Genomic DNA, 19,261 nt, shown 5'->3' with positions numbered 1-19,261 from the left:
TCGACGCCGGAACCACACGTGCGTCACCTACATCCCGGAGCAGGCGCCCCGCCCGCCGGAGCACCTCTTCGAGAGTACCCGGCGGGCGGGCGCCGTGGTCGGCGGCTCAGGCCTCGCGCCAGTCGTCCTGCCGGAGGTGGGAGCCGGCCTGCGGCCCCATCTGCAGCATCCCGCCGTCCACGACGTACGAGGATCCGGTGATGTAGGAGGCAGCGGGAGAGGCCAGGAAGGCGACCACCGCCGCGATCTCGCGGGCGTCGCCGGGGCGGCCGAGGGGGATGCCGGGGCGGTCGATCGTGACGGGGTCCACATCCTCGGCGTCGTTCATCGGCGTCGCGATCTCCCCGGGGGCGACGGCGTTGACGGTGATGCCGAGGGAGCCGAGCTCGAGTGCGGCCACCTTCAGCAGGCCGCCCAGCCCGTGCTTGGCAGCGGTGTAGGCGACGGAGCCGACCCGCGGCTGGTGCTCGTGGACACTGGTGACCGCGATGATCCTGCCGCCCGTGAACTGGGACGCCATGCGCCGCGCGGCGCGCTGAAGGCAGACGAACGCTCCGTCGAGGTTCAGGGCGACGGTCGAGCGCCAGCTGTCGAGGCTCTGCTCGAGGAAGGGCTCGCCCCCGCCTCCGCCCGCATTGCTGACGGCGACGTCGAGCCCGCCCAGTCGATCCGCGAGATCGTCGATCACGTCGCCCGCGCCCTCCAGATCCGTCGTGTCGAGGCGCGCGATCTCGGCGCGCCGGCCGAGGGAGCGCACCTCCTCCGCCGTGCCCTGCGCGCCCTCCTCGTCGCTGTGCCAGGTGATGCCGACGTCCATGCCCGCCTCGGCCAGTGCCACCGCGGTCGCCCGGCCGATGCCGGAGTCAGAGGCGGTCACCAGTGCACGGGTGGGCCGGAAGTCTCGAGGTCCCTGGGTCATGTCGTCTCCTGTCTCGATCGGGCCGCCGATCCGGCGGACACGGGTCGATCCCATCAGGGGATCCGACGCGCTCGGGAGCCGGTTGACAGGTCCGGGCTCGCGCGAGACGCGTGGCGGTGTCCCCGCTGAGCGCCCCGATCGCGTTGACTGGGCGGATGGATCACCGGCGCATCTCGGTCGTCGTCCCCGTGAAGGACGACGCCCGCCACCTCGAGCAGCTGCTCGAGCTCCTCCGCGAGCAGACGCTCGCTCCGTTCGAGATCGTCGTCGTCGACGACGGGAGCACCGACGACAGCGCCGCCGTCGCGCGAGCGGCGGGCGCGCGGGTGGTGCGGCACGACGGAGCCGGGATCCCGGCGAGCACGGCGCACGGCTTCGACGAGGCGCACGGCGACGTCCTCGCACGGCTCGACGCCGACTCCCGCCCGGGACCCGACTGGCTGGCGCGCCTGGCCAGCCACTTCGCCGACCCCGAGGTCGGAGCGGTGACCGGTCCCGGACGCTTCGACGAGCTCGGCCCGATCGCCCGGGTGATCGCGCGGGTCGCCTACATGGACGCCTACTTCGTGCTGATGGGGTCGGCGCTGGCCAACTGGCCGCTCTTCGGCTCCAACTGCGCCGTCCGCCGGTCGGCGTGGGAGGAGATCGCGGAGGAGATGCACCGGCACGACGCCTACGTGCACGACGACGTCGAGATCAGCGTGCACCTGGGACTCCGGCACCGGATCGTGCTCGACCGCCACCTCGAGGTCGGCATCTCGGCCCGCCCCTTCGGCGCCTTCGCGGACATGCTCCGCCGGTTCGACCGCGCTCTCCACACGCTGGCGCGGCACCCCGGGATGGGGTCGTCCCTGCAGCGCTGGACGCACCGGGTGCGCCGCACCCACCGCGACCGACTGCGAGCGACGGCCGCGGCGCGCCGCTCCGGCTGACGACGAGAACCGACGGCGCCGCCTGAAGGCTAGGGCTGGGCCGCGTCCGGCCGGGCCGCGTCGGGCTCGGCCTCCGCCGCCCGATCGTCTCCGCGCGCGGTGCGCCCCTCCTTCGGCATCGCCCAGACCGCAGCGAGCATGCCCACGGCGAGGACCGTGAGCGCGATGCAGACGAAGCGGGTGCCCTCGGCGAGGTCCGCCGGTGCGGGGACGCCGCCGCCCGCCTTCGCGTTCACGATCGCGCCGAACACGGCCACGGCGACGGCGCTGCCGATGTTCCGGGCGAAGAAGTTGGTCGAGGAGACCACTCCGCGCTCGTTCCAGTCGACGCTCGACTGCGCCCGGATCAGCGTCGGAGTCGCCACGAGCCCCATGCCGGCGCCGATCAGCACGCAGAAGCCGGCGATCTCCCACAGCGTCGAGGAGGCGCCGAGCAGGACGGTCAGCGCCGTGCCGATCACGACGAGCCCCGCTCCGAGGAAGCCCGTGTTGCGGAAGCCGATGCGCAGGTAGAGCCGGCCCGACAGGCTCGCCGCGACCGGCCAGCCGAGCGTCATCGCCGCGACGGCGAAGCCTGCGCCCAGGGCGGAGCTGCCGAGCACGCCCTGCGCGAAGGTCGGGAAGTACGAGGTGACGCCGAGCGTGATCGCGCCGACGGTCACCGAGACCAGGCTGGTCGAGATCAGCACGCGCCGCGTGAGGACCCAGAGGGGGAGCACTGGGGGGGCAGCTCGCCGCTCGATCGCGACGAAGCCGGCGAACGCGAGGGCCGAGACGACGAACACGCCGACTCCGGCGGGGGAGAGCCACGGCCAGGCGCTGCCGCCCTCGAGCAGCCCGAGGATGAGCAGCGCGGTGCCCACGGCGAGCACGGAGGCGCCCGCCACGTCGATCCGCTGCTTCTCGCCCCGTGTGGTCTCGCGGAAGCTGCGGATCAGGAGGAACGCCGCCAGGAGGCACAGCGGGATGTTGACGAGGAAGATGCCGCGCCAGGCGCCCAGGTCCGAGAGCACGCCGCCGAGGGTCGGCCCGACGACCGAGGAGATGCCCCAGACGCTCGCGAGGTAGCCCTGGGTCTTCGCACGCTCGGCGACCGTGTAGATGTCGCCGGCGATGGTGATGCCCATCGGCTGGATCGCTCCGGCCCCCAGGCCCTGCAGGGCTCGGAACGCGATCAGCGCGGGCATGCTCCAGGCGAGGCCGCACAGGAGCGAGCCGACCAGGAACAGGGCGATGCCGATCAGCATGATGGGCTTGCGCCCGATCACATCGGCGAGCTTGCCGTAGAGGGGGACCGAGACGGCCTGGGCCAGCAGGTAGATCGAGAACAGCCAGGGGAACTGCTCGAAGCCCCCCAGGTCGGCGACGATGGACGGCACGGCCGTCGAGAGGATCGTGGCGTCGAGGGCGACCAGAGCGGTCGAGATCATCAGGGACAGCAGGATCGGGCCGCGCTCCGAGCGCAGTCCGACACTCGCGCGGGTGGGGGCGTCGGTCACTCTGCCCAGGCTATTCCACAGCCGGGGGATGGAAGCGGGGAGGAGAGGATCCGCTCCGGGGCTCGGTAGACTGGTGGCATGGAACTCGTTCTCTGGCTCGTCGTGTCCGCCATCGCCGGTGTCGGCCTCGTCTCCGGAGTCGCGGCTCTCATCGCCATGACGCGGGCGCCCTGGTCGGCCGACAAGTAGCCGCCCGGCCGGCCTCGCGCCGGCACTACTCGTAGATCCGCACCACGCTCCACTGCGGCTCCGTCGACGCGACCACGTCGAGCACGAACGCTCCGCCGGTCGCGAGGTCCGTCGCCTGGAAGCGCCAGCCGCCGATGCTCACCGGTGTGCGCCCGAACGTCGGCGGGAACCCCTCGAGGGGCGCCCACCACTCGCTCGTGCAGGTCCACACCGTCGGCCGGTCGGTCACCCGGTAGCTCCCGCCCCGCCACTCGAGCGCGATCGGCACTCCCTCGCCGTCGGTCGAGACCAGCGCCGTCTCGTCGATCACCGCCATCGTCGTGCTCCCGTTCACTCGCCGGACCCGGTTGGCCGTTCGAACATGTGTTCGATAGTCTGCGAGTGTACGCCGCGGCGCTCGTGCTCGCCACGGCCGCGGATCGACCGGTGGGAGGCGCGATGATCGAGTGGAGTCCGCTCCAGATGCTGCGCAGCAGCGGGCAGGACGAGTGGGTGATGGTCGACGCCCTGCGCACCGGACGGATCGGCCTGGTGCGCCGCATCGAGACCGGCCCGTACCGCGAGACCTGGTTCCGCGCGGTGACCTGGGCGGCGGAGCCGGAGAGGCGGACGCTCGTGGGCTACTCCCGCTCGATGGACACCATCGCGGCCGCCCTGTGGGCCCATCAGCCGCCGACGGCGCAGGAGAAGCCCTTTCCCGGCTACCCGCCCTCGCGGCCGTCGCCCTGACTCCTTCAGCGAGAGGGGGCCCGGCCGTCCCCGCGACGGCGGCCTCCGTGTCCGTCACGGGGGAGAATGGCCCGATGCTCCTCGCACTCGTCGGCGGCCCCACGGGGGCGTGGCGGGCGGTCGACCCCGTCGGCGGCGCCGAGGCCGGGAGCGGCCGGGGCCCGGCCGAGCTGGCGGCGTTCGTCCGGGAGCGGGAGCCGGAGCGCCCGCGCTGGGTCTGGGACGACACCGCGCGCTGGTACCCCGCACTGCTGTCGGCCGGCGTGGTCGTCGCCCGGTGCCACGACCTCCGGCTGGCCCGCGCGATCCTCCGCCGCTCGGTCTCCGCCGCCGCATCGGCTCTCGCGCGCTCGCCCCTCGACCCGTGGGACGCGGGAGCCGCGGCCCCCGCCGCGCAGGACACGCTGATCGGGTTCGAGGAGGCGGCGGGCGGCTCCGACGAGCTCGACCCCGTCCTCGAGCTGGCCCGGCAGGAGGAGGCGCTCTCCGGCGCCGCCGAGGCCGGCCGGCTCCGCCTGCTGCTCGCCGCCGAGTCCGTCGGCGCCCTGATCGCTCGCGAGATCGCCCACGCGGGGCTGCCCTGGCGCGCCGATGTGCACGACCGGGTGCTCACCGGGATGCTCGGCCCCCGCCCGCTCTTCGGCGGCCGCCCGGCCCTGCTGGAGGCGCTGGCCGTCCGTCTGCGCGACGAGCTCGGCGCGCCCGAGCTCAATCCCGACTCGCCGGCCGAGCTCCTCAAGGCGCTGCGGCGCGCGGGGCTGCCGGTCGAGTCGACGCGCTCCTGGGAGCTGCAGTCCCTCGAGCACCCCGCGGTACCGCCCCTCCTGGAGTACAAGAAGCTCTCCCGGCTGCTCACCGCCAACGGCTGGGCCTGGCTCGACGCGTGGGTGCGCGACAGCCGGTTCCGGCCGGAGTACGTGGTGGGCGGCGTCGTCACCGGCCGCTGGGCGACCTCGGGCGGAGGGGCGCTGCAGCTGCCGCGGCAGATCCGCGCCGCGGTCACCGCGGATCCGGGCTGGAGCCTCGTGGTCGCGGATGCCGCGCAGCTCGAGCCGCGCATCCTCGCCGCGCTGTCGGGCGACTCGGCCATGGCCGCCGCCGGGCGGGGCCGCGACCTCTACCAGGGCATCGTCGACGCCGGCGTGGTCCCCGACCGGCCGAGGGCGAAGGTCGCGATGCTGGGGGCGATGTACGGGGCGACGAGCGGCGAGGCCGGGCGGCTGCTCCCGAGGCTCGCCCGTGCCTACCCGCGCTCGGTCGCGCACGTCGAGGCGGCGGCTCGGGCGGGCGAGCGCGGCGAGAGCGTCTCGACGTGGCTCGGGCGCAGCTCGCCTCCGGGCCCCGAGGGGCTCTCGGCCGATGCGGCCCGGGCACGCGAGTGGGGACGCTTCACCCGCAACTTCGTGGTGCAGGGGACCGCGGCCGAGTGGGCGCTCTGCTGGATGGGCGAGCTGCGGGCGCGACTGCGCGCCGAGGGCGGCGCGGTCGGCCGGGCGCACCTCGTCTACTTCCTGCACGACGAGGTGATCGTGCACGCTCCCGCCGACGTCGGCGAGCGGGTCGCCGCGATCGTCCGCGAGGCGGCGGTGCGCGCCGGACGCTCGCTCTTCGGAGAGGGCGAGGTCGACTTCCCGGTCACCGTCGCCGTCGTCGACTCCTACGACCAGGCGAAGTGAGACGCGGGATCAGTACCAGTGCGGCGAGCGGTTGTTCCAGCTCGACCACGCGTTGCAGGGCGAGCCGTAGGCGCTCTTGATGTACGAGAGCCCCCAGTCGACCTGCGTCGCCGCGTTCGTCTGGTAGTCGGCTCCCGAGTTGGCCATCTTGCTCGCCGGGAGGGCCTGCGGGATGCCGTAGGCGCCGGAGGAGCGGTTCAGCGCGTTCCACCGCCACCCCGACTCGCCGTTCCACAGCGGGATGAGGCACCGGTCGACCTGGTCGGCGCCCCAGCCGAAGCGGCCGACGGCGGTCCGGGCGTAGGCCTGGGCCTGCGCGGGGGAGAGGCCGTCCGTGCGTCCGGCGTAGGTGCCGAGGGCGGCGATGGTCTTGGCGGAGCTGTTGCGCGCGCCGGTCGGGTCGTCGTCGCCGAGCTCGACCGGGCCGCCTCCGCCGCCTCCACTGTTGGAGGGCGCTGCCGGAGCCGCGGCCGCGGCGGGAGCCGACGCGGCGCGCTGGCGGGCGGCTTCGGCCTCGGCGGCGAGGCGGGAGAGGCGCTGCTGCTCCTCGAACGCCGACTTCGCGTCCTGGCCGTCGGCGTACTCCCGCTCGATCTCGGCGGTGGTGTTCTTGAGCGAGGCGAGCTGGGTGTAGAGCTCCTGGCTGTACTTCTCCTGGTCGGCGACCTTGGCGTCGGCCTCGGCCTGAGCGGAGCGGGCGACCGAGAGCGCGTCGGCCGCGGCGGTGGCGAGGGAGACGCGCTCGCCCCGGGCCTGCTCGGCCTGAGCGGCGAGGGAGACGGCCTGGTTCTCGGTCGACTGCGCCGCGGTCTGGAGCCGGCTGGTCTGCTGGGTGAGCTGCGTCATGGTGCCGAGGCGGTAGAGCAGCTCGCTCGACTCGTCGCCGCCGATGAGGAGGTTGAGCGTCGCATCGGTCCCGCCGTTGCGGTAGAGCTGCGCGGCGAGACGGCCGGCCTGCTCCTTCGCTGCGTCGGCGTCCGAGCGGGCGGCGGAGGCGCGCTCCTCCAGGGCGCTCACGCGCTGGGTCGCCTCGTCGAGAGCGCTCTGCGCGGCGTCCGCCTCGGCGGCCCGGCTGATGGCGGCGTCGGTGAGGGCGGCGGCCTGGTCGCGCAGGTCGGCGAGGAAGGCGGTGATGCGGTCGACCTCGGCGGCGGTGGCGCTCTCGCTCGACTTCGCGGCCTCGACATCGGACCACGATGGGTAGTCGGACGGGTCGTAGGCGGCGGACGCGGAGAGCGGGGCGGCGAGGGCGGCGCACAGGACGAGGACCGTGCCCGCTCCGGCGGCGACGAGGCGCCGGCGCGCCCGGGAGGGGACGCGGAGACCGAGGGGGGTGCGGGACATGCGAACCACCCTAGGCGACGGCACCCGCGCCTGTCTCGTCCTAGCTCGAGGCTCGACGGCCCCGGCGGGGACGCTCGAGAGCGTATCCGCGGACGCCCCGTCCCGGCCCGTCGCCCGTGAGCTCGTCGCGGGCCGCCTCGAGGAGGCGCCGCAGGGCCTCCTCCCGCACGCGGGCGGCGATCGCGGCGAGGCGGCGCTGCGGGTGCGCGTCCTCCTCCTCCGCCTGCTCGTCGGCGGTGGCGGGCAGCGAGCTCTCGTACGCGTCGAGGACGGCGGCGAGGTCGGCGCCGGACAGGCTCGAGGCCAGCAGCACCCGGTCGAGGACGTCGTCCCAGTCCTCCTCCGGGGACGCTCCGTCACCCGTCAGCCAGGCGGCCGCCTCCGCGCGGCCCTCGTCGGTGAGCGCGTGCAGGGGGAGGCCGTCGTCGGTGGACCCGGCCGAGACGACGAGGCCCCGCTCGCGCAGGCGCTCGAGCGTCGAGTAGATCTGGCCGACGTTGACCCGGGGCCGGTGCGCGGCACGGTCGAGGAGCTCGGCGTGCAGCTGGAGGCCGTAGGCGGGGCCGAGCGTGAGCAGGGCGAGCAGGCCGTCGCGGACGGACACGGTGCTCCTCCCGGCGGGCGTCTGGCGGTGTGCGGCGTCCGGCGGCGCGGACGACCCGAGTATAGGCAGGAGCCGCCCACGGCCGGTCGAGCAGGCGCGGCGAGCCGCCTTGACGGAGGTCCGCCGCTCCTGCATGATCGGGCGTGGTGGCACGTCCACCGTCATAATCGAAGAAGGCGCACCGCAGAGTGTTCCGTGGTCCGGGTCGTTGGGGAAGACGCACCGGGACGAACGGAGGACACCATGGTGGCGCAGCAGACTCGGGGTGTGCTCTTCGTGCACTCCGCCCCCCGCGCGCTCTGCCCCCACCTCGAGTGGGGGACAGGTCGCGCCCTCAGTCGCGCCGTGAACTTCGCCTGGATCGAGCAGCCCGTGCTCCGCAGCACACTGCGCGCCGAGTTCGCCTGGGAGGGCCCGGTCGGAACCGGTGCCGTCATCGCGTCCGCTCTCCGCGGCTGGGCCGACGTCCGCTACGAGGTCACCGAGGAGCCCTCTCCCGGCGTCGACGGCGGCCGCTGGATGCACACGCCCGAGCTCGGCATCTTCTACGCCCAGACCGATAGCGCGGGCAACATCGTCGTGCCGGAGGACCGCATCCGCTCCGCCATGGAGCTCGCCGGCGCCGATCCCATCGAGCTGCACCGCGAGCTGCGCCTCGCCCTCGGCCAGGCCTGGGAGGACGAGCTCGAGCCCTTCCGCTACGGCGGCGACTTCGCGCCCGTCGTCTGGATGCACGGGGTCGGCTGAGCTGATTCGACGCCGCTCCTCGCGCGGCGTCGCGCAGTCGGCTCGGGCGGGTGGTCGGGTTCCGTGGAGCGGCCGGCGGCCGGCGACGCCGATCCGCTGGCACGCGGATCGGCGGATATGCCTCGCGGGGACCGCTCGCTCCCGCCTCCCTGAACCAGGCGGCCAGCGGACCCCCCCCGTTCCGGCAGAGGTCCGCCTCGAAGCCGCGTCGTCACCTCGCGGTTGCCGCTCGCTGGCACGTTGACCAGACGGTCGGCGGAGCACCGCGTTCCGGCGGAGGGCATCGGAAGACTCGTGGAGCCGCCCGCACCTCTGTTGCGCCTGATCCGAGCATCCGACCCGAGTCTCGGCGAAGCCAGCGCTCCCACCCGGACAGCTTCGTTGATTGGAGCGTGCAACCCGAGTCGCGGCGAGGCCCGCGCTCCCACCTGGTCGGCTTCGTTGATCGGAGTATCCGACCCGAGTCGCGGCGAAGCCCGCGCTCCCCTCGAGCACAGCTGCTTGAACCGAAGCCTTCTACCCGAGCCGCGGCGAAGCCCGCGCTCCCACCCGGACAGCTTCCGCAATCGGAGTATCCGACCCGAGCCGCGGCGAAGCCCGCGCTCCCCACCAGCACGGCGTGCTCACCAGCCCGCACCAGACGGCGGCGCAGATCCCTCGCGACACGAGGCGTATCCGGGGATCCGCGTTCCAGCGGATCACCGTCGCCGCACCGCACCGGCCCTCGGGAACCCCGCCCCCCTCCCCAGCGGACGCGCCTGCGCCGCGCAAGGAGCGGCGCAGCCCGCTTTCCGCACGGTGGAGCGGGGCTACGCCCCGCTACACCGTCCGGAAAGCGGCAACAGCATTGTGCCCCCCGAACCCGAACGAGTTCGAGATGGCGACCAGCGGTCCGTCGCCGAGGGCGCGGGGGCTGGTGACGACGTCGAGGGGGATCTGGGGGTCCTGCTCGAAGAGGTTGATGGTGGGGGGTGCGGTGCGCTCGTGGAGGGCGAGCACGGTGAAGATGGCCTCGAGCGCGCCGGTGCCGCCGAGGAGGTGGCCGGTGGACGCCTTGGTCGCGGAGACGGCGATGTTCGGGAGGTGGTCGCCGAAGACGCGCAGCAGGGCGCGGTACTCGGCGATGTCGCCGACCGGGGTGCTCGTCGCGTGGGCGTTGACGTGGGTGACGTCGGTGAGCGCGGCTCCGGCCTGCTCGAGGGCGCCGATCATGGCGCGGGCGGCGGCGGAGCCCTCGGGGTCCGGCGCCGTGATGTGGTACGAGTCGCTGGTGACGGCGCCGCCGGCGAGCTCCGCGTAGATGCGGGCTCCGCGGGCGAGGGCGTGCTCCTCGGTCTCGAGGATGAGCGTCGCGGCGCCTTCTCCGAGGACGAAGCCGTCGCGGGAGACGTCGTAGGGGCGCGAGGCGGTCGCCGGGTCGTCGTTGCGGCGCGAGAGGGCCTGCATCGACGCGAAGGCGGCGATCGGGAGCGGGTGGACGACCGACTCCGTGCCGCCGGCGACGACCACGTCGGCGAGGCCGAGCTGCAGGTGCTCGTAGGCGTTCGCGAGGGCCTCGGTGCTGGAGGCGCAGGCCGACACGTCGGTGCGGGCGTAGGCGCGGGAGGGGATGGCCATGCTGATCGCGGCGGCGGCCGCGTTGGGCATGAGCATCGGGATGGTCATCGGGAGGACCCGGCGGGGACCGCGCTCGCGGAGGGTGTCCCACGCGTCGACGAGGGTCCAGAGGCCGCCGATGCCGGTCGAGTAGTCGACGCCCACGCGGAGCGGGTCGACGTCGGTGATGCCGGAGTCGGCCCAGGCCTCGCGGGCCGAGATGAGCGCGAACTGGCTGGAGGGGTCGAGGCGCTTCGCCTCGGGGCGGGAGAGCACCTCCTCCGGGCGGACCTTGGCCTGGGCGGCGAAGGTGACCGGGATGTCGTACTGGGCGACCCAGTCCTGCTCGAGGGAGCGGACGCCTGATTCGCCGGCGAGGAGTGCGTTCCAGGACTCCCGGGCGGTCCCGCCGAGGGGAGTGCTGGCACCGATTCCGGTGACGACGATCTTCTTGGTCATGACGAGCTTCTCTGTTCCGTGTGGGTGGGTGCCGGGCTCACCCCGGCCGACGATCGCCGGCCGGGGTGTCCGCCACGAGGACGGGGTGCGCGGGCGACGACTACTCGGACGCCTTGACGATGAAGCGGACCGCGTCGCCGACCGTCTTGAGGTTCTTGACCTCGTCGTCGGGGATCTTCACGTCGAACTTCTCCTCGGCGTTGACGACGATGGTCATCATCGAGATGGAGTCGATGTCGAGGTCGTCGGTGAACGACTTGTCCATCTCGACGGAGTCGGTGGCGATGCCCGTCTCGTCGTTGACAAGCTCGGCCAGGCCGGCGAGGACTTCTTCGTTGGACAGTGCCATGGTTCTCTCCTTGGGGGTTCTTCGGGTGTTCGTCAGTGACCGTAGGTCAGTTTAGGGGTGGGGTCGCGCCGGTCACGGGAGCACCACGACCTGCGCGCCGAACACCAGTCCGGCGCCGAAGCCGATCTGCAGCGCGAGTCCGCCGTGCAGCTCCGGGTGCTCCTCGAGCAGGCGGTGGGTGGCGAGCGGGATCGACGCGGCGGAGGTGTTGCCGGTGGTCTCGATGTCGCGGCCGATAGCGACGGTCTCGGGGAGCTTCAGCTGCTTCGCGAGCTCGTCGATGATGCGCATGTTCGCCTGGTGGGGGATGAACGCGGCGAGGTCCTCGGGCTGGACGCCCGCCTCCGCGAGCGCCTGCTTGGCGACCTTGGCCATCTCCCAGACCGCCCAGCGGAAGACCGACGGGCCGTCCTGGCGGAGGGTGGGCCATTCAGCGGTGCCGTCGCGGTAGGCCGCGAGCGGGTTGTCCATGCCGACGGTGTCCCACTTGGAGCCGTCGGATCCCCAGACGGTCTTCGAGATGCCGGCGGTGTCGCTGGGGCCGACGACCGCGGCGCCCGCGCCGTCGCCCAGGAGGAAGGAGATGCTGCGGTCGGTCGACTTGACCAGCTCGGACAGCTTCTCGGCTCCGACGACGAGCACGTACTCGGCCAGGCCGGAGCGGATGAAGGAATCGGCCTGGGCGATCCCGTAGGTGTAGCCGGCGCAGGCTGCCGAGATGTCGTACGCCGGGGCGGGGTTCGCCCCGATGCGGTCCGCGAGGAGCGCGGCCAGCGACGGGGTCTGCACGGTGTTGCTGATCGTGGAGACGAGCACGACGCCGATCTGGTCCGGGCGGATGCCCGCCTTCTCGATCGCCTCGAGGGAGGCAGTGGTCGCGAGGTCGACCGCGTGGATGTCGGCGGAGGCCCGGCGGCGCTCGATGATGCCGGTGCGCTGGCGGATCCACTCGTCGGAGGAGTTGATCGGCTCGATCAGGTCGTCGTTCGGGACGACGAGGTCGCCGCGGGCCGCGCCGATGCCGAGGATCCGGGTGTAGGCGCTGCCGCTGGACTGGGTGAGGGAAGGGGTCGTCATGGGGTCTCTCCTGCTAGGCGGCGTGCTCGTCGAGGAAGGCGCGGGCGGCGTCCACGTCGTCGGGGGTCGTGATGGCGATGCTCGGCACGCCCTTGAGGCCGCGCTTGGCGAGGCCGACCAGCGCGCCGGCGGGTGCCAGCTCGATGATCCCGGTGACGCCCGCGTCGGCGAAGGCCGCCATGCAGAGGTCCCAGCGGACGGGGGAGGCGACCTGGCCGACGAGCAGCTCGAGGAACGCGGCACCGGAGTCGACGACCGACCCGTCGCGGTTCGTCCAGAGCCGGAGCGTCGGGTCGGAGGGGGTCAGCCCGGCGGCGACGCCGGCGAGGGAGTCGCGGGCGGGCGCCATGTAGCGGGTGTGGAAGGCGCCGGCCACCTGCAGGGGGATCACGCGGGTCCCGCGGAGCGGCTCCGCCTTGAGCGCCTCGAGCGCGTCGACCGCGCCGGCGACGACGATCTGCCCGCCGCCGTTGTAGTTGGCCGGCTCGAGGCCGAGCTCGTCGAGACGGGCGATCAGGGCCTGCTCGTCGCCGCCGAGGACCGCGCTCATCGCGGTCGGTTCGGCGGCGGCCGCAGCGGCCATGGCACGGGCGCGCTCGCGGACGAACACCAGCGCGTCGGCCTCGGTGAGGACCCCGGCTCCGGCAGCCGCGGTGATCTCGCCGACGGAGTGGCCGGCGATGCCCGCGATGCGCTCGCGCCGTCCGCCCTCGAGGAGGGCGGCGAGGCTCACGAGTCCCGCGGAGACGATCAGGGGCTGGGCGACCGCGGTGTCGCGGATGGTGTCCGCGTCCGAGACGGTGCCGTGCGCGGCGAGGTCGATGCCGACCGCCTCCGAGTGCGCGGCGACCTGCTCGGCCACGGAGGGGATCTCGAGCCAGGGGGCGAGGAATCCGGGGGTCTGGGAGCCCTGACCCGGGGCGACGACGACGATCACGGTATCCAGTCTTCCGATCTGCGCTCGCACGTGCGGCGCGTGGAGCCACTGACAAAGCACAAAGAGCTTGTCGCGGGTCTACAAGTGTTCAGGGGCGGGAGGGATTCGGCGAGCAGACGGCCTCAGCGGCGGGACGGCTTCCGGCGGACGGCGCCGTCCGGGTCGCTCATGGAGCCGAGGATGAGGGCGGACTGGAGGATGAGCGCCTCGCGGGCGCCCGTCGCGTCCCAACCGATCACCTCGGCGACCCGCTTGAGGCGGTAGCGCACCGTGTTCGGGTGCACGAACAGCTCGCGGGCGGTCGCCTCGAGGGAGCGGCCGTTGTCGAGGTAGGCCCACAGCGTGGTCAGCAGCTCGGTCGAGTGCTTCTGCAGGGGCCGGTAGATCTGCGTGATGAGGCTCTGGCGGGCGAGCGGGTCGCCGGCGAGGGCGCGCTCGGGAAGGAGGTCGTCGGCGTTGACCGGTCGCGGCGCGTTCCGCCAGGAGCGGGCGACCGCGAAGCCGGCGAGGGCCGCGCGGGCGCTGCGGGACGCCTCGACCAGGGTCGGCACCTCGTGGCCGAGGACGAGGTGGCCCGTTCCGAAGCCGGGCTCGAGCGCCTCCGCGATCTCGAGGAACGCGACCGGCGGGCCGGTCTCCTCCGTGGCGTTCTCGCTCGGCTCGGCGCGGCCGATGACCAGGACGAGCCGGCTGCCCTGCACGCCGATCAGCACGTCGGCGTCCATGTGCCGGGCCGTGCGGCGCAGCTGGTCGACGTCGAGCATCTTGGGGGCGGTGCCCACCAGGACGGCGACCTCGCCGTGGCCGTGCCAGCCGAGGGCGGCGATCCGGCTGGGCAGCTCGTCGTCGGCCTCGCCCGTGAGGATCGAGTCGACGACCAGCGCCTCCAGGCGCGCGTCCCAGAGGCCTCGGGCCTCGGCGGCGCGCGCGTAGACGTCGGCCGCGGCGAAGGCGATCTCGCGCGAGTAGAGGAGGATCGCCTCGCGGAGGTCCTCCCCGCCGTTCTTGATCCGGTCCTCGACGACCTCGACCGTCACCTTGATCAGCTGCAGCGTCTGCGTCAGCGAGACGGAGCGCAGCAGCTCGCGGGGAGCGGCTCCGAACACGTCCGCCGCGATCCACGGCGTGGCCGACGGGTCGTCGAACCACGAGATGAACGAGGTGATGCCGGCCTGGGCGACGAGGCCGACCGCCGAGCGCCGACCCGGGGGCATGCTGCCGTACCAGGGCAGCGTGTCCTCGAGGCGCTTGATCGTCTGCGTCGAGAGCTCACCGGCGAGGGTGCGCAGCCAGGCGAGGGTCTGCTCCTTCGTGCGGGGAGCGCCCGGCCGGGTGGCCGGACGCTCCGCCGCAGGAGCAGGACCCCGCGCACTCGACGGTGCGGGTTCCTGCGAGAGCACGGACTCGTCCGTCAGCTCTCGCCGCCCCCGGTGGTGCCGGCGTTGACGTCGAGGAGGCGGTACTTCTCGATCGCCTGGACGGCGAGCGAGGGGTCGACCTCGCCGCGCTTGGCGAGCAGCTGCAGCGTCCGCACGACGACCGAGGGGCCGTCGATCTGGAAGTAGCGCCGCGCCGCCGCACGGGTGTCCGAGAACCCGAAGTCGTCCGCGCCGAGCGTCGCGAAGTCGCCCGGGATGAACTGGCGCAGCTGGTCGGGGACCTGGTGCGAGAAGTCCGAGACGGCGACGAAGGGGCCCTTCGCGTCGGCCAGCTTCTGCGTCACGTACGGCACCTGCTCGGCGTCCTCGGGGTGGAGGAAGTTGTGCTGCTCGGCCTTGATGCCGTCGCGGCGCAGCTCGTTCCACGAGGTGACCGACCAGACGTCCGCCGAGACGCCCCAGTCCTCGGCGAGGAGCTTCTGCGCCTCGATCGCCCACGGCACGGCGACGCCCGAGGCGAGGAGCTGGGCCTTCGGCCCGTCCCACTGACCCCAGGAGATGCGGTGGATGCCGCGGACGATGCCCTCGACGTCGACGTCCTCCGGCTCCTTCGGCTGCACGATCGGCTCGTTGTAGACCGTGATGTAGTACATGACGTTGGGGTCGGTGTGCTTCCCGCCGTACATGCGCTCGAGACCGGACTGCACGATGTGCGCGATCTCGTACCCGTAGGCCGGGTCGTAGCTCACGACGGCGGGGTTGGTCGCCGCGAGGATCGGGGAGTGCCCGTCCGCGTGCTGGAGGCCCTCGCCGGTCAGCGTGGTGCGTCCTGCGGTGGCGCCGATCATGAAGCCGCGCGACATCATGTCGCCGGCCGCCCAGATCGCGTCGCCCGTGCGCTGGAACCCGAACATCGAGTAGAAGACGTAGACCGGGATGAGCGGCTCGCCCTGCGTCGAGTACGAGGTGCCGATCGCGGTGAACGCCGCGAGGGCGCCCGCCTCGTTGATGCCGACGTGGAGGATCTGACCCTGCGGGCTCTCCTTGTAGGCCAGGAGGAGCTCGCGGTCGACCGACGTGTAGTGCTGGCCGCGCGGGTTGTAGATCTTCGCGTTCGGGAAGAACGCGTCCATGCCGAAGGTGCGCGCCTCGTCCGGGATGATCGGGACGACGCGGTTGCCGAAGTCCTTCGAGCGGAGGATGTCCTTCAGGATGCGGACGAACGCCATGGTGGTGGCGATCTCCTGCGTCCCGGAGCCCTTCTTGCCGACCGCGTAGGCCGAGTCCTCGGGGAGGTTCAGCTGCGTGTACTTCGAGCGGCGCTCGGGGAGGTAGCCGCCGAGCGCGCGGCGGCGCTCCTGCAGGTACTCGATCGCCTCGTCGTTCTGACCGGGGTGGTAGTACGGCGGGAGGTAGGGGTTCTCCTCGAGCTGCGCGTCCGTGATCGGGATGCGCATGGTGTCGCGGAACGACTTGAGGTTGTCCAGCGTCATCTTCTTCATCTGGTGGGTCGCGTTGCGGCCCTCGAAGCTGCGGCCGAGACCGTAGCCCTTGATGGTGTGGGCGAGGATGACGGTGGGCTGGCCCTTGTGCTCCGTCGCGGCCTTCATGGCCGCGTAGATCTTGCGGTAGTCGTGGCCACCGCGGCGCAGGCCCCAGATCTGCTCGTCGGAGTAGCCCTCGACGAGCTTCTTGGCGCGCGGGTCGCGGCCGAAGAAGTTCTCGCGGACGTAGGCGCCGTCCTCCGTCTTGTAGGTCTGGAAGTCGCCGTCGGGCGTCTTGTTCATCAGGTCGAGCAGCGCGCCCTCGGTGTCGCGGGCGAGCAGGTCGTCCCACTCGCGGCCCCAGATGAGCTTGATGACGTTCCAGCCCGCGCCGCGGAAGTACGACTCGAGCTCCTGCACGATCTTGCCGTTGCCGCGGACGGGTCCGTCGAGGCGCTGGAGGTTGCAGTTGACGATGAAGTTCAGGTTGTCGAGGCCGTCGTTCGCGGCGACCTGGAGCTGACCGCGCGACTCGACCTCGTCCATCTCGCCGTCGCCGAGGAACGCCCAGACCTGCTGGTCGGAGGCGTCCTTGATGCCGCGGTTGGTGAGGTACTTGTTCGCCTGCGCCTGGTAGATCGCGTTGATCGGGCCGAGGCCCATCGAGACGGTCGGGAACTGCCAGAACTCCGGCATGAGCCGCGGGTGCGGGTAGCTGGAGAGCCCGCCGCCCCGGTGCGACTTCTCCTGGCGGAATCCGTCGAGCTGGTGCTCGGTCAGGCGTCCCTCGAGGAAGGCGCGCGCGTACGGGCCGGGGGAGGCGTGGCCCTGGATGAAGACCTGGTCGCCGCCGCCCGGGTGGTCCTGACCGCGGAAGAAGTGGTTGAAGCCGACCTCGTACAGCGAGGCGCTCGACGCGTACGTCGAGATGTGGCCGCCGACCCCGATGCCGGGACGCTGCGCGCGGTGCACGAGGATGGCCGCGTTCCAGCGGATCCACGCGCGGTAGCGGCGCTCGACGTCCTCGTCGCCCGGGAAGTCGGGCTCGTTCTCGGGCGCGATTGTGTTGATGTAGTCCGTGGTGGGCACCATCGGCACGCCGAGGTGGAGCTCCTTGGAGCGCTTGAGGAGGCTGAGCATGACGTCGCGCCCGCGACCCCGGCCCCGCTCCTCGACGAGCGCATCGAGCGACTCGTTCCACTCCGACGTTTCCTCGGGGTCCGAGTCCACGTGACCGACGGAATACGGGTCCTGATCGTTAACAGTCACCCTCGACCTCTCTCTGGGGGCAGATCGTGCCCGAGACATCACTCTCATGAAGCGGTGCGGATCCGCGGATCCGGGGCTCGGATGACGAGCCGCGCGCGGGCACCTCCGTCAGCCTAGCGATTCCCGTGCCCCGAACCTGGAATCGCACTGTGGTGATCCACGAGGAATGGGCGCCGACGACTGTAGGAGAGCGCCAGACGGGACGCGTCGACCGGCCCGTGATCGGGGGAGACGGGCCGTTCCTTGGAGTCTGCGCGGAGCGGGTCTAGCATTGCCCCTCGTGCTCGCGCGACTCTCGTGCGCACGGAAGGACATCGGACCGATGGCTCTCGAGAAGCTGACCCTGGCTCCCGACTTCGAACTCGCGAACCAGTACGGCGAGCGCATCCAGCTGGGCGACTTCCACGGGCGGCGCAACGTCGCCCTGGTGTTCTTCCCCCTCGCCTTCTCCGGCACCTGCACGGGCGAGTTCTGCGCGCTGCGCGAGAACCTCTCCCTCTTCGAGCACGCCGACGTGGAGCTGATCGGCATCTCGGTCGACTCCAAGCACACGCTGCGCGCCTGGGGCGAGAAGCAGGGCTACGACTTCACGCTCCTCTCCGACTTCTGGCCGCACGGCGATGTCGCCAAGCAGTACGGCGTGTTCACCGAGGCGAAGGGCTACGCGACCCGCGCGACCTTCCTGATCGACAAGGCCGGCGTCATCCGGGACACGTTCATGACCGCCCCGGGCGAGGCGCGCTCGATCGACGCCTACCGCGCCGCGATCGACGCGCTCGCCCCCGCGCACGTCTGACCCTCCGGAGGCGGACCGCCCCGGTCGTCAGCTGAGGATGTTGACGGCCCGCGAGATCACGAGGGCCAGCAGGACGAATCCGGTGAACGCCTCGGCGATCATCAGGAGCTTCATCCGGCTCGACAGCGGCATCGTGTCGGTCGGGCTGAACGCCATGGTGTTCGTCGTCGAGACCGAGAGGTAGTCGACGAAGCCGGGCCGCCAGTCGGCGCGTTCGGAGGAGGTCGCGGCGACCTCGGGCGCGGTGTCGCGGTAGGTGTCCTGCGGGAAGGCGAAGTCGGCCGCCTGCAGCTCGGTGCGGGGAAGCGTTCCGCGGGCGACCGGACCGCCGCGGTCGAGCTCCCAGAACAGCAGTGCGTACGCGACGACGTTGGTGACCCAGACCTGGAGCGCGGTGAGCAGCAGCGGAGGGCCGTCGGCCGTCCCGTCGACGAGGTCGATCACCACGGCGACCACGTTCACCTGGTTCGCCACGGCGAGCACGACCGCCAGCGCGATGGAGACCCCGCGCGACCAGCGCGTCTCGCTGTCGAGTCGGTGCGGGTTCACGACGAACAGCGGCACGAGCAGCGCGAGCGTGATGCCGGCGGCGACGAGGCGGACCACCGAGGTGTCGGCGCTGTGGCCGGCCACGTTCAGGGCGACGGCCACGAGGATCGCGGCGGAGGCGGGCCAGCGGCTCTCGGCGCGCCGCCTCGCCCGGGAGTCGCTGTCGGCGGTCATGTGCCGAGGCTAGTGCCCGCAGGGGGCCGCTCCGCCTACCGTAGGATCGAGTCGATCGTCCGCGGGTGCTCCCGCGACGGGGGCCTTTAGCTCAGTTGGTAGAGCGCCACGTTTACACCGTGGATGTCATCGGTTCGAGCCCGGTAGGGCCCACCACGTCCGGCGATCGGACACTGCGCGTCAGCGGGACTGGCGGCGCTTGTAGGGCTTGGGCTGGCCCTTGACGATCGGCGCGCGCCCGGTCCCCTTGGAGGCCTTGGCCTTGCCTCCCGACTTCGGGGCCGCCTCCGGCTCGTCGCCGAGCGCGGCGAGCTCCTCGCGGGCCGAGGCGAGGCGCTGCCGCCCGGCCGCGGTGAGGGTCGTGGCGGCGGCACCGGGCTCGAAGAGCGGCTTGCCGAGGTCGAGCTCGACGGCGGCGACGGAGGAGTCGAGCTTCTGCCGCGAGATGCCGAGGCGCTCGGCGGCGCGCACGAAGTGCAGCTCCTCGGCGACCGCCACGAAGTGGCGCAGCTGGCTGATCTTCATCCCGAACCCTTCACGGCCGCTCTCTGCG

18 protein-coding genes and 1 tRNA gene are annotated in these 19,261 nt (G+C 72.5%); 6 read left to right on the top strand and 13 right to left on the bottom strand.

Annotation, left to right across the window (positions count from 1 at the left end; translation table 11 throughout):
• Positions 1 to 106: 106 nt before the first annotated feature.
• Positions 107 to 919, bottom strand: coding sequence for an SDR family oxidoreductase (locus C5D04_RS05765; RefSeq protein ID WP_104325859.1), 813 nt, complete (start codon positions 917 to 919; stop codon positions 107 to 109).
• Between the two features lie 155 nt (positions 920 to 1,074).
• Between C5D04_RS05765 and C5D04_RS05760 the strand changes: the two genes are divergently transcribed.
• Positions 1,075 to 1,851 carry a glycosyltransferase family 2 protein gene (locus C5D04_RS05760; protein ID WP_104234192.1) on the top strand — a complete coding sequence of 259 codons (777 nt, stop codon included), beginning with the start codon at positions 1,075 to 1,077 and terminating at the stop codon, positions 1,849 to 1,851.
• A 29-nt stretch (positions 1,852 to 1,880) separates the two neighbouring features.
• On the opposite strand, the gene C5D04_RS05755 is transcribed toward C5D04_RS05760, so the two are convergent.
• A complete protein-coding gene (locus tag C5D04_RS05755; protein WP_104347392.1) occupies positions 1,881 to 3,281 on the bottom strand; it encodes an MDR family MFS transporter in 1,401 nt (466 codons plus the stop codon).
• Between the two features lie 283 nt (positions 3,282 to 3,564).
• Entirely contained in the window at positions 3,565 to 3,873 is a 309-nt protein-coding gene (locus C5D04_RS05750; protein WP_104226677.1) for a hypothetical protein, read from the bottom strand.
• Positions 3,874 to 3,920: 47 nt separating this feature from the next.
• Here C5D04_RS05750 and C5D04_RS05745 point away from each other — a divergent pair, with 47 nt between their 5' ends.
• Both C5D04_RS05745 and C5D04_RS05740 read left to right on the top strand, forming a co-directional pair.
• Entirely contained in the window at positions 3,921 to 4,268 is a 348-nt protein-coding gene (locus C5D04_RS05745; RefSeq protein ID WP_104223458.1) for a hypothetical protein, read from the top strand.
• 74 nt (positions 4,269 to 4,342) lie between these two features.
• Positions 4,343 to 5,944: a bifunctional 3'-5' exonuclease/DNA polymerase gene (locus tag C5D04_RS05740; RefSeq protein WP_104347384.1), complete on the top strand. Its 1,602-nt coding sequence runs from the start codon at positions 4,343 to 4,345 to the stop codon at positions 5,942 to 5,944.
• A 9-nt stretch (positions 5,945 to 5,953) separates the two neighbouring features.
• Here C5D04_RS05740 and C5D04_RS05735 read toward each other — a convergent pair whose 3' ends face one another.
• A complete protein-coding gene (locus C5D04_RS05735; protein ID WP_104269256.1) occupies positions 5,954 to 7,288 on the bottom strand; it encodes a hypothetical protein in 1,335 nt (444 codons plus the stop codon).
• A gap of 40 nt (positions 7,289 to 7,328) precedes the next feature.
• On the bottom strand, positions 7,329 to 7,892 hold the full coding sequence (locus C5D04_RS05730) for a PadR family transcriptional regulator (protein WP_181027186.1): 564 nt from the start codon (positions 7,890 to 7,892) through the stop codon (positions 7,329 to 7,331).
• 243 nt (positions 7,893 to 8,135) lie between these two features.
• Here C5D04_RS05730 and C5D04_RS05725 point away from each other — a divergent pair, with 243 nt between their 5' ends.
• A complete protein-coding gene (locus tag C5D04_RS05725) occupies positions 8,136 to 8,639 on the top strand; it encodes a DUF3145 domain-containing protein (RefSeq protein WP_104347383.1) in 504 nt (167 codons plus the stop codon).
• An 819-nt stretch (positions 8,640 to 9,458) separates the two neighbouring features.
• Here the strand turns inward: C5D04_RS05725 and C5D04_RS05720 are convergent.
• From C5D04_RS05720 to aceE, 6 genes are all read right to left on the bottom strand, one after another.
• Positions 9,459 to 10,694 carry a beta-ketoacyl synthase gene (locus C5D04_RS05720; protein ID WP_104347382.1) on the bottom strand — a complete coding sequence of 412 codons (1,236 nt, stop codon included), beginning with the start codon at positions 10,692 to 10,694 and terminating at the stop codon, positions 9,459 to 9,461.
• Positions 10,695 to 10,794: 100 nt separating this feature from the next.
• Positions 10,795 to 11,043: an acyl carrier protein gene (locus C5D04_RS05715; protein WP_104223463.1), complete on the bottom strand. Its 249-nt coding sequence runs from the start codon at positions 11,041 to 11,043 to the stop codon at positions 10,795 to 10,797.
• Between the two features lie 72 nt (positions 11,044 to 11,115).
• Positions 11,116 to 12,120: a beta-ketoacyl-ACP synthase III gene (locus tag C5D04_RS05710; protein ID WP_104223464.1), complete on the bottom strand. Its 1,005-nt coding sequence runs from the start codon at positions 12,118 to 12,120 to the stop codon at positions 11,116 to 11,118.
• 13 nt (positions 12,121 to 12,133) lie between these two features.
• Positions 12,134 to 13,057 (bottom strand): ACP S-malonyltransferase, encoded by a 924-nt coding sequence (locus C5D04_RS05705; protein WP_104226672.1) that lies wholly within the window; start codon positions 13,055 to 13,057, stop codon positions 12,134 to 12,136.
• 122 nt (positions 13,058 to 13,179) lie between these two features.
• The gene (locus C5D04_RS05700; protein ID WP_181027189.1) at positions 13,180 to 14,346 is read right to left on the bottom strand and encodes a CdaR family transcriptional regulator; all 1,167 of its coding nucleotides are present in this window, start codon (positions 14,344 to 14,346) and stop codon (positions 13,180 to 13,182) included.
• 122 nt (positions 14,347 to 14,468) lie between these two features.
• A complete protein-coding gene (gene aceE / locus C5D04_RS05695; protein ID WP_104347381.1) occupies positions 14,469 to 17,189 on the bottom strand; it encodes a pyruvate dehydrogenase (acetyl-transferring), homodimeric type in 2,721 nt (906 codons plus the stop codon).
• 322 nt (positions 17,190 to 17,511) lie between these two features.
• On the opposite strand from aceE, the gene C5D04_RS05690 reads away from it, so the two are divergent.
• Positions 17,512 to 17,985 (top strand): peroxiredoxin, encoded by a 474-nt coding sequence (locus tag C5D04_RS05690; protein ID WP_104223507.1) that lies wholly within the window; start codon positions 17,512 to 17,514, stop codon positions 17,983 to 17,985.
• A 27-nt stretch (positions 17,986 to 18,012) separates the two neighbouring features.
• Here the strand turns inward: C5D04_RS05690 and C5D04_RS17870 are convergent, their stop codons facing one another.
• Positions 18,013 to 18,708 carry a hypothetical protein gene (locus tag C5D04_RS17870; protein ID WP_146087842.1) on the bottom strand — a complete coding sequence of 232 codons (696 nt, stop codon included), beginning with the start codon at positions 18,706 to 18,708 and terminating at the stop codon, positions 18,013 to 18,015.
• 80 nt (positions 18,709 to 18,788) lie between these two features.
• Here C5D04_RS17870 and C5D04_RS05680 point away from each other — a divergent pair.
• Positions 18,789 to 18,864, top strand: a tRNA-Val gene (locus C5D04_RS05680).
• Positions 18,865 to 18,888: 24 nt separating this feature from the next.
• Here C5D04_RS05680 and C5D04_RS05675 read toward each other — a convergent pair.
• On the bottom strand, positions 18,889 to 19,233 hold the full coding sequence (locus C5D04_RS05675) for a LysR family transcriptional regulator (RefSeq protein ID WP_104223469.1): 345 nt from the start codon (positions 19,231 to 19,233) through the stop codon (positions 18,889 to 18,891).
• Between the last annotated feature and the right edge of the window lie 28 nt (positions 19,234 to 19,261).

It is taken from the genome of Rathayibacter sp. AY1D2 (genome assembly GCF_002932695.1).
GTDB lineage: Bacteria > Actinomycetota > Actinomycetes > Actinomycetales > Microbacteriaceae > Rathayibacter.
The sequence above is the reverse complement of the archived record's forward strand: the minus strand, read 5'-3'. Positions and strand labels throughout refer to the sequence as shown.